The organism is Streptomyces sp. NPDC054863 (assembly GCF_053610825.1).
This window is the reverse complement of the sequence record NZ_JBSGZD010000258.1, coordinates 1-11,597: the sequence shown is the minus strand read 5'-3', so window position 1 is coordinate 11,597 and position 11,597 is coordinate 1. Positions and strand designations below refer to the sequence as shown.

Genomic DNA, 11,597 nt, shown 5'->3' with positions numbered 1-11,597 from the left:
CCGGGGCCCTCCTCGTGCGGTACGTACGACGGGCGCATTCCCCGCCTCCTCCCCGGCCGTGCGACGGACCCGGTCGGCAGCCCTCATTCACGTCATGTGACCTGGTTCATGTGCCGCAGACACAGCCTGGCACGCGATCCGCCCGGCCGCTGGGATTCCGCTACGAAAGCGTGGCCCAACTCCCGTCACTCCAGGCCCGGTTGACCTCCCCGGCCCCGCACCGGCGGGCGCCGGGGCCAGGGACAGGGAGTGGACGTCCGGGGCCCGGGGTCCTGCGCCCGGGGCCAGGCGTCCGGGGCCAGGCGTCCGGGGTCACGCGTCCCAGGCCAGGCGTCCGGGGTCACGCGTCCGGCGTCAGCGCTTGGCGACGAAGACGTGCGACGCCGTCTCCGCGTCCAGCTCGGCCGCCTCGCCGCTGCTGCCGACCAGCACCCCGCCGGGCGACTCGGTCACGCTGACCACGGAGCCGGGCTGCACGCCCGCCCTGCGCAGCGTGTACATCAGCTGGGCATCGGTCTGGATGGGCTCGCCGATCCGCCGTACGACGACGGTCTTGCCCTCGGGTCCCGGCACCAGGTCGGAGAGGCTGACCATGCCCTCGTCGAGGAACGGGTCGGCCTCGGACTTCTCGCCCAGCTCCTCCAGACCCGGGATCGGGTTGCCGTACGGCGACTCCGTCGGGTGGCGGAGCAGCTCCAGGACGCGGCGCTCGACCGCCTCGCTCATCACGTGCTCCCAGCGGCAGGCCTCGGCGTGCACCTGCTCCCACTCCAGGCCGATCACGTCGACGAGCAGGCACTCGGCGAGGCGGTGCTTGCGCATCACGCGCGTGGCGAGGCGGCGGCCCTCCTCGGTGAACTCCAGGTGCCGGTCGCCCGCGACCGTCACCAGGCCGTCGCGCTCCATGCGCGCCACCGTCTGGCTGACCGTCGGCCCGCTCTGGTCCAGGCGCTCGGCGATACGGGCGCGCATGGGGACGACGCCCTCCTCCTCAAGCTCAAGGATGGTGCGGAGATACATCTCCGTGGTGTCGATCAGTCCGGACATGTGTGCCCCTCGATGCTGTGACAGAAAATCGTCGTGCGCTTGGCTCGTCGTCGCTGAGGGGCGCCCGGCGGATTTTCCGCAGACGCCCCGGCCCGGTACCAATTCTGACGCATCGCACCGACAACCGTGCCGGACCGGGGCGAGGCCGTATTGACAGGCCCCAGGTCCAGACCGCAACGTGATCCGCGGCGCGGACGGCGCCCCCGTTCGTTACCCTCGGTAACCCCCCGGAAAGGCCCCTCTGCGATGAGCGAGAACAAACTGGCCGGTCAGTTCTTCGACGCCGCGATCGAGCTGCTCCACCGCGTACGGAACGAGGAGGCGGACTCCGTCGCGGCGGCGGGCACCGCCATCGCCGACACGGTCGCCGCCGGGGGCCGGCTCTTCGCGTTCGGCGCGGGCCACTCCTCGCTCGCCGCCCAGGACGTCGTCTACCGGGCGGGCGGGCTCGCCCTGATGAACCTCCTGGCAGTCCCCGGCGTCGTCGGCGTCGACGTCATGCCCGCCACGCTCGGCTCCGCCCTGGAGCGCGTCGACGGCCTCGCGGGCGCCGTCCTCGACAGCAGCCCCGCCAAGCCCGGTGACGTACTGATCGTGATCTCCCTGTCGGGGCGCAACGCGCTCCCCGTGGAGATGGCGATGAACGCGCGCGCCCTGGGCCTGAAGGTCATCGGCGTGACGTCCGTGGCGTACGCACGGGACACCAGGTCGCGGCACAAGTCGGGCAGCTTCCTCAAGGACCACTGCGACATCGTGCTGGACAGCAAGATCGCGGTCGGCGACGCCGAGCTCACCGCGGACGGCATCGACGCCCCCTTCGCCCCCGCGTCGACGGTGGTCACCACGGCCCTGATGCAGGCGGTCATGGCGGCGGCGGCCGGTGAGCTCGTGGACCGCGGCATCGAACCGCCGCTGCTGCGCTCGGGCAACGTCGACGGCGGGCACGAGTGGAACGGCCGGGTGATGACCGAGTACGGCGACCGGATCTTCTTCCGGCACTGACCCCGCGCCCCCACGCCTCAGAAGAGGACCCGCACGGTCAGGCCGCCCGCGGGGTTCGCCCGCGCGTCCACCGTCGCACCGTGCGCGCGGGCTATCGACGCCACGATGGACAGGCCGAGACCCGCGCCCTCCCCCGGTGCGTGCCGGCGCTCCTGTGCCCTGCGGAAGGGTTCGAAGAGGCGGGGCAGGGCGTCGGGGTCGACGTGCGGGCCGGTGTTGGACACCTCCAGAGCACGGATGCCGTCCGGCTCCTCAAAGAGGCGGACGCGGACCGTGCCGCCCGGGTGGTTGTGGCGCGCCGCGTTTCCCACCAGGTTCTGGACAAGGTGGCCGAGCAGCACCTCGTCGCCCTCGACCTCCATGAGGTGCAGGTCGGCGCCGACGGTGATGTCGTCCCGTACGGGAGTGCGTTCCAGGACCGACGTGACCACGTCCCGCAGGGCGCAGGGTTCACGGTGACGCAGCCCCTGCTCCGAGACGGACAGCAGCAACAGCCCTTCGATCAACTGCTCGCTGTCGTCGGCGACTTCGATGAGTTTGGTGCGGATGCGGGCGACGCGGTCCGCGTCCGGCTCCCCCGCGAGGCCGATCTCGGCGGCGGCGCGCTGCACCGCCAGGGGGGTGCGCAGCTCGTGTGCCGCGTTGGCCGCGAACCGCTGCTGCGCGGAGACGAGTTGCTCGATGCGGTCGAGCATCCCGTCGAAGGTGTCGGCGAGCTGCTTCAGTTCGCCTCCGGCGGGGGCCTTCAGGGCGATCCGTTCGCGCAGGTTGTCGCCGGAGAGTTTCCGTGCGGTCGCGGTGATCACGCCGACCGGCCGCAGCACCCGGCCGGCCAGCCACCAGGCCAGTGCGACCGACAGCACGCTGAAGACGGCCAGTGCGACCCCGGAGACGGTCAGCATCCGCCCCAGGGCGGCGTCCTCGGCCGCCTTGCTGGCCTGCTGGGTCACCACGCGCAGGGCCGCCGACTTCGTCGTCGTGGTCGCCAGCGGGAGCGCCGGGACGGCCAGGGCGGGTCCGGCGGCGGCCCACATGCCGTCCGACGAGGCGGGGACGCGCTGCATGGGGACCGCCGTGGTCACCGCGCTGGTGATGGTCGAGCCGAGGCCCTCCCGTACGAGGAAGTACACCAGCCCGGTGAGCAGGGCACCGGCCAGCACCAGCAGGCCTCCGTACAGCGCGGTCAGCCGGGCACGCTCGCTCATGCGCCGATGTCCGAAACGCGGTAGCCGACGCCCGGCACGGTCTCCACCACTGCGGGCGCGCCCAGCTTGGCGCGCAGCTTGCTGAGGGTCACCCGTACCGCGTTGGTGCGGTAGCTGGTGTCCTCCTCCCACACCTGCTCTATGAGGTCGTCGCCGCTGACCACCGCCCCCTGCGCCCGCAGCAGTGCCTCCAGCACGGCGAACTCCTTGCGGGACAGGAGAAGGTGGCGGCCGTCCCGCGCGGCCTGTCTGCGGGCCGTGTCCAGGACGATCCCGGCGCACTCGATCACCGGCGGGAGGGCGGGGCGCGCACGGCGGCCCAGCGCGAGCACGCGCGCGAGGAGCTCGTCGTACGCGAAGGGCTTGGTGAGGTAGTCGTCCGCGCCGAGCCCGAGGCCGTCCACGCGGTCGCGCACGGTCCCCGAAGCGGTCAGCATCAGCACCCGGGTGAGCAGCCGCTGCTCGACGACCCGGCGGCACACGTCGTCGCCGTGCAGGCCCGGCAGGTCCCGGTCGAGGACCATCACGTCGTACTCGCCGAACTGGAGCTTGCGCAGGGCCTGAAGCCCGTCGCAGGCGACATCGACCGCGAGGGCGGCCCTCCGCAGCCCTTCCGCCACCATCTCCGCGAGGAATTCCTCGTCCTCCACCACCAGCACACGCATCCGGCCTTCTTATCCGACCCGCACATTTCCTCGCTGTAAGGACCGGGCTTACGAGAAACGAAATGCGGGACCGCGGCACGCTCCCGGCCATGACCATCCGTAGGAACACCTCCTTCCTCGCCATGGGACTCACCTCCCTCGCCGTCCTCGCCACCGCCTGCGCGGGATCGGCCGACAGCGGTGGGTCCGACAAGCCCGACAGCTCGAAGTCGGACCAGGCCGCAGGGTCCGGCGGCCTGAGCACCTCCGGAAAGGACGACGACAGAGCGGTGAAGCACCGCCAGTGCCTGCGCAAGCAAGGACTCAAGGTGCCCGACCCCAAGCCCGGCGAGAGCGGCGTCGGCATCACCCTCGGGGAGGGCTCGTCCAAGGAGACCCTCGAAAAGGCGATGAAGGCCTGTGCCGGTACGTCGCCGGGCGGCCCGGGCGGCGGCAGGATGACGCAGGCCGACAAGGACAAGGGCATCAAGCACGCCCGGTGCATGCGCGAGAACGGCTTCAACATGCCCGACCCGGACTACGAGGGCGGCATGGCCCGCGCGATGAAGATCCCCAAGGGCGAGGAGCTGAAGAAGTTCGAGAAGGCTTCCAAGGCGTGCGCGGGAATCTACCGGTGAGGCGCGGCACGAAGGTCACCGTCGCGGCCGTCGCGGTGCTCGCCGTGGTGGGCGGCGGGGTCGCCCTCAGTACCGTGCAGGCCTCCGGCAGGAGCGAGGCCCGCACCGACCGCACCGGGCTGCCGCCCGCCACAGCGGCCGTGGAGCGCGGCGACCTCAGCGAATCCACCCAGGTCGAGGGCGTCCTCGGGCACGCGGGCAGCCACAAGGTCAACGCGGGCGCAGCGGGCACCCTCACCTGGTCGCCGTCCGTCGGCTCCACCGTGAAGCGCGACGGCCGCCTCTATGAGGTGAACGGGAAACCGGTGCGCCTGATGTACGGGTCGGGGCCCATGTACCGCTCGCTGAAGCCCGGCGACAAGGGGCCCGACGTGAAGCAACTGGAGCAAAACCTCCAGGCGCTGGGGTTCGCGGCCTCTCTCGCCGTCGACGAGAAGTACACGGCGGGCACCGCCGACGCCGTACGCAGGTGGCAGGAGTCCCACGACCTCGAAGAGACGGGCACCGTCGGCCCCGACCGGATCGCGTTCGCACCGGGCGCCCTGCGGGTCAAGGACAAGCCCGCGGCGGCCGGCGACCAGGTCGGTCCCGGACGGCAGGTCCTCACCGCGACCGGGTCGGAGCGCGTCGTGTCGTTCAGCCTGGAGGTCTCGGAGAGCACCCTCGCCAAGGAGGGCACCAAGGTGACGGTGGACCTGCCGGACGGCAGCACCGCGCCCGGCCGGATCTCCTCCGTGGGCAAGATCGCCACGGCCGGTGACGACCCCACGGACAAGACGCCCAAGGTGTCGCTCACCGTCGCCTTCGACGCCCCCGACAAGGTGCGGGCCGTCGACCAGGCACCGGTCACCGTGAACCTCACCGGCGAGACCCGTACGGGCGTCCTGACCGTCCCCGTGAACGCACTGCTCGCCCACCCGAAGGGCGGGTTCGGCGTGCAGGTGGTGTCGGGCGGCGCCGTACGCGACGTACGGGTGGAGCTCGGCATGTTCGGGCAGGGCGGCCGGGTCGAGGTCGGCGGGGGCGCTCTGCGCGAGGGCATGAAGGTGGGCGTGCCCAAGATATGAGCGCATCCTCTGCTCCTGAAGCCGTCGGCACCACTCCTGCTCCCGCTGTCGCGGCCGTCGACGACCCGCCGGGTGCTCCCGCGGCCGTCGTCGAACTGGCCGGTGTCACCAAGGAGTACCCGGGCGGCGTCGCCGCCCTGCGCGGGATCGACCTGCGGATCCTGGAGGGCGAGCTCCTGGGCATCGTCGGCCCGTCCGGTTCCGGCAAGTCGACGCTGCTGCACATCGTCGGCACCCTGGACCGCCCGTCCGCCGGCACGGTCGCCATCGCCGGGCACCACATCGCCGCCCTGTCCGACCGGAAGCTCTCCTCCTTGAGGGCGCGCCACGTGGGCTTCGTCTTCCAGTCGTTCCACCTGGTGCCCGGCGTCAGCGCCCGGGACAACGTCGCGGAGGGCCTGCTCTACTCCGGCCTGCCCCGTGCCGTACGGCGGCGGCGGGCCGAGGAGGCGCTGGCCCGGGTCGGCCTGGCCGACCGGATGGGCCACCGCCCGCACGAACTGTCCGGCGGCCAGAAGCAGCGCGTGGCGATCGCCCGCGCGGTGGTCGGCAGGCCCGCCCTGCTGCTCGCCGACGAACCGACCGGAGCGCTGGACTCCGAGTCGGGGGACGCGGTCATGGCGCTGCTGCACGAACTCAACGCGGAAGGCGCCACGATCGCCGTCATCACGCACGACACGGAGATCGCGGAGAGCCTGCCCCGGCAGGTCCGCCTCCGGGACGGCCGCATCACGGCCGACACCGGGGGTGGCCCCCGATGACCGCCCGCCACGCCCCTTCCCACCCTTCCCACCACTCCCCCGCCCACCACTCCCCCGCCCGGCGTTCCGCCGCCCGGCTCTCTCCCGCCCGGCTCGGGCCCCGCGACGTCCTGCACGTCGGTTCCGCCGGGCTGCGCAGCCGCCCCGTACGGGTCGTACTGTCCGCGCTGGGCATCGCCATCGGGATCGCCACGATGATCGCCGTGGTCGGCATCTCCGCGTCCAGCAAGGCCCAACTGATGCGACAGCTCGACCAGTTGGGCACGAACATGCTGGTCGCGACCCCCGGCGAGTCCATGTTCACCGGCAAGAAGGTCACCCTCCCCGAGTCCGCGACCGGCATGGTCGGCCGGATCGACGGGGTCGAGGACGTCGGCGCCACCGGCCTCCTCAAAGAGAGCGTGCGGCGCCACGAGAAGATCCCCGAGGACGAGACCGGCGGCATCAGCGTCCAGGCCGCCACCGAGGGCCTGCTGAAGACGCTGCGCGGCTCCGTCGCCTCCGGCGGCTGGCTCAACGCGGCCAGCGGCCGTTACCCGGCCGTCGTCCTCGGCCATGTCGCCGCAGAACGCCTCGGCATCGCGACACCCGGCTCCCAGGTGTGGATCGGCGGCCGGTACTTCACCGTCACCGGCATCCTCGCCCCACTGCCACTGGCCCCCGAGGTCGAGCGCTCGGCCCTGACCGGCTGGGAGGGCGCGAAGAAGCACCTGGGCTTCGACGGACACCCCACCTCGCTGTACGAGCGCTCCACGGACGCGTCCGTGTCGCAGGTGCGCTCGCTGATGGCGCCGACCATCGACCCCAAGAGCCCGGAGAACGTCCTGATCACCGACCCGTCGACGGCCCTGCGCACCAAGGCGGCCACCGAGGGCGCGTTCAACGGGCTGCTGCTCGGACTCGGCGGGATCGCCCTGCTGGTGGGCGGTGTCGGAGTCGCCAACACCATGATCATCTCGGTGTTGGAGCGGCGTTACGAGATCGGCCTGCGCCGCTCCATGGGCGCCACCAGGGGCCAGATCCGCATCCAGTTCGTCACGGAGTCCCTGATGCTGTCCGCGCTCGGCGGGCTGGTCGGCATCGCCCTGGGGGCCGCCGCGACGGGCGTCTACGCGACGGTCGGCTCGATGCCCTGGGTGGTGCCGCTGTGGGCGGTCGGCGGCGGCTTCGGCGCGACCCTCGCCATCGGCACCGTCGCGGGCCTCTACCCGGCGGTGCGGGCGGCCAGGCTGTCGCCGACGCTGGCACTGCACGCGGCATAACCCCCTGCACGCGGCGTACCCCCGTGCCGGGGGGGCACGCGGCGTGCACCCGTACCGGGGCGGGCGACGAAATCCCCCCTCCTCGCCCGCCCCTCTAACCGCTGTTGCGCACCAGCTGCGCCAGGTCCACCGAGGCCGCCACCCGTAACGCGATGCTCTCCGTATACGTCGCGTCCGGGCGCTCGAAGGCGGGGCGGCCCGCGCCGCGCAGGAAGGTCACCACGCCCAGCGTGCGGCCCCGGCTGCGCAGCACCGTACAGAGCGCGTGGACGGCGTCCGGGGGCCACTGGCGGTCCGCCGCCCAGGCCCCCGCGTCGGCGCGCACGCCCGCGCTCGCCCGCACCGCGCCGGTCCTGCCCAGGGCCTGGAGGGCGGGGTGGCCCTCCTCGTACCGCACCGGAATACCCGCCTCCGCGTTCGCCTCAAGGCACGGTCCCGGCTCCCCGGCGGGTGCGACCGCGACCCGTACGAGACGGTCACCGGCGAGTACGTCGACGAGCGCGTGGTCGGCGAACCCGGCGAGACCGAAGTCCAGATGGGCCACCGCGGCCTCCATCGGGTCCTCGCACTCGGCGGCCGTCCTGGCCGCCCGGTGGAGCTGGTTGCCCCTGAACCGCAGCCTGGCGGCGTCCTGTTCGGCGGTCTTGGCGTCGGTGACGTCCTGGAAGAGCCAGCCCACGCCCAGCGGCACCGGCTCCTCCGCGAGAGGCGACGCCAGCCGCAGGAAGCCGCTGCGCCAGCAGCGCCGCCGCTCCCCCTCCGCGGTGCGCAGCGTCACCCACAGGTCGACGGGGGCGGGCGGCGTGCCCTCGGCGAGGACGTGCTGGAGAGCGCCCTCCAGTGCGTCGACGCCCTGCACGACGGTCTCGCCGAGCGGGCGGCCCAGGAGCGTGGTGCGACCGCCGCCCAGCGCGCGGGCGGCGTGCACGTTGACGACGGTGGGGCGCAGGTCGACGTCGACGAGGACGACGCCCCACGACGCGTCCTCGAAGAGGACCTCGCTGAGCGCGATGGCCCGCTCCAGGTCGATCTGCGCGTGCACCTCGCCGAAGGCGCTGTAGACCCCGGCCGGTTTGCCGTCCGCGCCGGCGACCGCCGCCGACTGGGTCCGTACCAGGACCCGGCCGCCGTCCTTGCGCAGCAGCGCGAACTCGTGGACCTGCCGGCCACCGCCCCGCATGGCCGCCATCAGCCGCCCCTGCACCTCGTCGGCGTCGGCGGTACGCACCGCCCAGCCGGCGAAACCGCGTCTGCCCACGGCGTCGGCCGCGCTCCAGCCGAGGATCCGCTCGGCCTCGCGGTTCCAGTGGGTGACGACGCCGTCGGCATCGAGGGCGCAGAGGGCCGCGTCCATGCCGTCGAGAAGCGCGGCAAGGAGCTCCGCCCCGGGCCCCGCTCCCGGCCCTCTTTCCGGACCCGACCCCGGACCCGACCCCGGGTCCGACCCCGGCCCCGGACCCGCTCCCGCCACCGGTTCCGGCTCGGCGGTCCCACTGCTCAGAGAAGCACTCACCCGGCACCCCCCACAGGTGTTCGCCCGTGCTGCACGTGGGGATCATTCAACTCCAGAGTGACCCGGCCCACACCGAATTCGGCGAAATCGAAGTGCTCCGTTAATTCGGTTGAGGTGCCCGGAGAGGGCTCCTAGTGTGTGGCTCACGCTGAAAGGAGGTGATTCGGAAGTGATTTATTTCCGGACTCGTGAGGTGACTGCGGGCTAGTTGCCCGTTGTCGCGCTCAGTGCGGTACCGGCGCAGCCGGTCCAATCCAAGCAGTCACCGCCCCGCGGGCTCGCCGGTACGTCCGGCCGGCCCCCTCTTCGGAGGGGACCAGAGCCCGCGGGGTTTCTGCGTGGAACACCCGAGCAGGGAATTGAGCAGTCGCTCAGGGGTTCAGGCGCTCCACCGACCATGCCCCGTCATTTGTCCTGACATATCGCAGCCGGTCGTGCAGCCGGTTCTCGTGGCCCTGCCAGAACTCCACCGTCTCCGGCACGACCAGGTAGCCGCCCCAGTGCGGCGGCACCGGCACCTTCTCGCCCTCGGGGTAGCGCGCCGCCAAGTCGGCGTACGAGGCGGTCAGTTCGTCGCGCGAGGCGATGACGCGGGACTGGTCGCTCGCCCAGGCGCCGAGCTGCGAGCCGTGCGGGCGGGTGCGGAAGTACGCGGCCGTCTCGGCGCGGGAGACGCGGGCGGCGGTGCCGGTGACGATGACCTGGCGGGCGATCTGGTGCCAGGGGAAGAGCAGCGAGATGTGCGGGTTCGCGGTCAGTTCGCCGCCCTTGCGGGACTGGTAGTTGGTGAAGAAGACGAAGCCGCGCTCGTCGTACGCCTTCAGCAGCACCGTCCGCGTGCTGGGGCGGCCTTCGGGGGTGGCCGTGGCGACGACCATGGCGTTCGGCTCGTGCAGTCCGCCGGCGACGGCCTGCCGGAACCAGCGGGCGAACTGGTCCATGGGGGCGGGCGCCAGCGCGTCCTCGGCGAGCTCTTCGGAGCGGTACTGCTCGCGCATGGCGGCGGGGTCGGCGTCGGGCCCGACGTCTTCGGGGTCTGTGTTCGGCACGGGGCCATCCTGCCGCAGGCCCTGTGGTGCCCCGGCACGGAGGGTCGCCGGTGCGCAGCCGCAGTGTTCCCCTCCTCAACTGCCGTTAACCCTCTCGGAAGTGGGTCGGGCAGTGTGCCTGTTCTCACGCTTCCCCGCATCGGCGGAACCCGCCAAAATCCCCGGTGGGGAGCCTGTCGCTTCCCTACAGCAGGGGTATCGTTCCTGCCTCCCGCCGCTTGCCGCACACGCACAGAGGAGCCGCCTGATGTCCGACTTCGTTCCCGGACTTGAGGGAGTCGTCGCGTTCGAAACGGAGATCGCCGAACCGGACAAGGAGGGCGGCGCCCTCCGCTACCGGGGCGTCGACATCGAGGACCTGGTCGGGCACGTCTCCTTCGGGAACGTGTGGGGCCTGCTGGTCGACGGCGCGTTCAATCCGGGACTGCCGCCCGCAGAGCCGTTCCCGATCCCGGTGCACTCCGGTGACATCCGGGTCGACGTGCAGTCGGCGCTGGCGATGCTCGCCCCCGTGTGGGGCCTGAAGCCGCTCCTCGACATCGACGAGCAGACCGCCAGGGACGACCTCGCGCGGGCCGCCGTGATGGCGCTGTCGTACGTCGCCCAGTCGGCACGCGGGCAGGGCCTGCCGATGGTGCCGCAGAGCGAGATCGACAAGGCGGATTCGGTGGTGGAGCGGTTCATGATCCGCTGGCGCGGTGAGCCGGACCCCCGGCACGTCAAGGCGGTGGACGCCTACTGGACGTCGGCGGCCGAGCACGGCATGAACGCCTCCACCTTCACCGCCCGCGTCATCGCCTCCACGGGTGCGGACGTCGCCGCCGCGCTGTCCGGCGCGGTGGGCGCCATGTCGGGCCCGCTGCACGGCGGCGCCCCCTCCCGCGTGCTGGGCATGATCGAGGAGATCGAGCGCACCGGGGACGCGCGCGCGTTCGTCCGCAAGGCCCTCGACAAGGGTGAGCGCCTGATGGGCTTCGGCCACCGCGTGTACCGCGCCGAGGACCCGCGGGCCCGCGTCCTGCGCCGTACGGCCAGGGAGCTGGCTGCGCCGCGCTTCGAGGTCGCCGAGGCCCTGGAGAAGGCGGCCCTGGAGGAACTGCACGCGCGCAGGCCCGACCGGGTGCTGGCGACGAACGTGGAGTTCTGGGCGGCGATCGTGCTGGACTTCGCGGAGGTCCCGGCGCACATGTTCACGTCGATGTTCAGCTGCGCCCGTACGGCGGGCTGGTCGGCGCACATCCTGGAGCAGAAGCGCACCGGGCGGCTGGTGCGTCCCTCCGCGCGGTACGTGGGCCCGGGCAGCCGGAACCCGCGCGAGGTCTCCGGCTTCGAGGACATCGCGGGCTGACCGGGCTGACCGGGCTGACCGGGCAGCGTGCACGGGTAAGGGGCGTCCTCCTGGAGGACGC

The 11,597-nt window shown here is 72.4% G+C and carries 11 protein-coding genes; 6 read left to right on the top strand and 5 right to left on the bottom strand.

Features of this window, described 5'->3' with window-relative positions; all coding sequences use genetic code 11:
* Positions 1 to 354: 354 nt before the first annotated feature.
* Entirely contained in the window at positions 355 to 1,047 is a 693-nt protein-coding gene (locus ACWGIG_RS30910) for a metal-dependent transcriptional regulator (protein ID WP_398419301.1), read from the bottom strand.
* Positions 1,048 to 1,293: 246 nt separating this feature from the next.
* Between ACWGIG_RS30910 and ACWGIG_RS30905 the strand changes: the two genes are divergently transcribed.
* A complete protein-coding gene (locus ACWGIG_RS30905) occupies positions 1,294 to 2,049 on the top strand; it encodes an SIS domain-containing protein (protein ID WP_453324987.1) in 756 nt (251 codons plus the stop codon).
* Positions 2,050 to 2,066: 17 nt separating this feature from the next.
* Here the strand turns inward: ACWGIG_RS30905 and ACWGIG_RS30900 are convergent, their stop codons facing one another.
* Both ACWGIG_RS30900 and ACWGIG_RS30895 read right to left on the bottom strand, forming a co-directional pair.
* Positions 2,067 to 3,254 (bottom strand): sensor histidine kinase, encoded by a 1,188-nt coding sequence (locus tag ACWGIG_RS30900; RefSeq protein ID WP_453324986.1) that lies wholly within the window; start codon positions 3,252 to 3,254, stop codon positions 2,067 to 2,069.
* Complete coding sequence (locus ACWGIG_RS30895) at positions 3,251 to 3,919, bottom strand: response regulator transcription factor (protein ID WP_453324985.1); 669 nt, start codon at positions 3,917 to 3,919, stop codon at positions 3,251 to 3,253. The genes ACWGIG_RS30900 and ACWGIG_RS30895 overlap by 4 nt, the downstream gene beginning before the upstream one ends.
* A gap of 89 nt (positions 3,920 to 4,008) precedes the next feature.
* Here ACWGIG_RS30895 and ACWGIG_RS30890 point away from each other — a divergent pair, with 89 nt between their 5' ends.
* Genes ACWGIG_RS30890 through ACWGIG_RS30875 form a run of 4 tightly spaced genes read left to right on the top strand, consistent with a single transcriptional unit; the run spans position 4,009 to position 7,626 of the window.
* Positions 4,009 to 4,536 (top strand): hypothetical protein, encoded by a 528-nt coding sequence (locus tag ACWGIG_RS30890; RefSeq protein WP_453324984.1) that lies wholly within the window; start codon positions 4,009 to 4,011, stop codon positions 4,534 to 4,536.
* On the top strand, positions 4,533 to 5,603 hold the full coding sequence (locus ACWGIG_RS30885) for a peptidoglycan-binding protein (protein WP_453324983.1): 1,071 nt from the start codon (positions 4,533 to 4,535) through the stop codon (positions 5,601 to 5,603). The genes ACWGIG_RS30890 and ACWGIG_RS30885 overlap by 4 nt, the downstream gene beginning before the upstream one ends.
* Positions 5,600 to 6,364, top strand: coding sequence for an ABC transporter ATP-binding protein (locus ACWGIG_RS30880; protein ID WP_453324982.1), 765 nt, complete (start codon positions 5,600 to 5,602; stop codon positions 6,362 to 6,364). Before ACWGIG_RS30885 ends, ACWGIG_RS30880 begins: the two co-directional genes overlap by 4 nt.
* On the top strand, positions 6,361 to 7,626 hold the full coding sequence (locus tag ACWGIG_RS30875; protein WP_453324981.1) for an ABC transporter permease: 1,266 nt from the start codon (positions 6,361 to 6,363) through the stop codon (positions 7,624 to 7,626). The genes ACWGIG_RS30880 and ACWGIG_RS30875 overlap by 4 nt, the downstream gene beginning before the upstream one ends.
* Before the next feature lie 94 nt (positions 7,627 to 7,720).
* Here the strand turns inward: ACWGIG_RS30875 and ACWGIG_RS30870 are convergent, their stop codons facing one another.
* Entirely contained in the window at positions 7,721 to 9,139 is a 1,419-nt protein-coding gene (locus ACWGIG_RS30870; RefSeq protein WP_453324980.1) for a PAS domain-containing protein, read from the bottom strand.
* A gap of 371 nt (positions 9,140 to 9,510) precedes the next feature.
* Entirely contained in the window at positions 9,511 to 10,137 is a 627-nt protein-coding gene (gene pdxH / locus ACWGIG_RS30865) for a pyridoxamine 5'-phosphate oxidase (protein ID WP_453324988.1), read from the bottom strand.
* A gap of 298 nt (positions 10,138 to 10,435) precedes the next feature.
* Between pdxH and ACWGIG_RS30860 the strand changes: the two genes are divergently transcribed.
* Positions 10,436 to 11,536, top strand: a complete 1,101-nt coding sequence (locus tag ACWGIG_RS30860) for a citrate synthase 2 (RefSeq protein ID WP_453324979.1) — start codon at positions 10,436 to 10,438, stop codon at positions 11,534 to 11,536.
* Positions 11,537 to 11,597 lie beyond the last annotated feature (61 nt).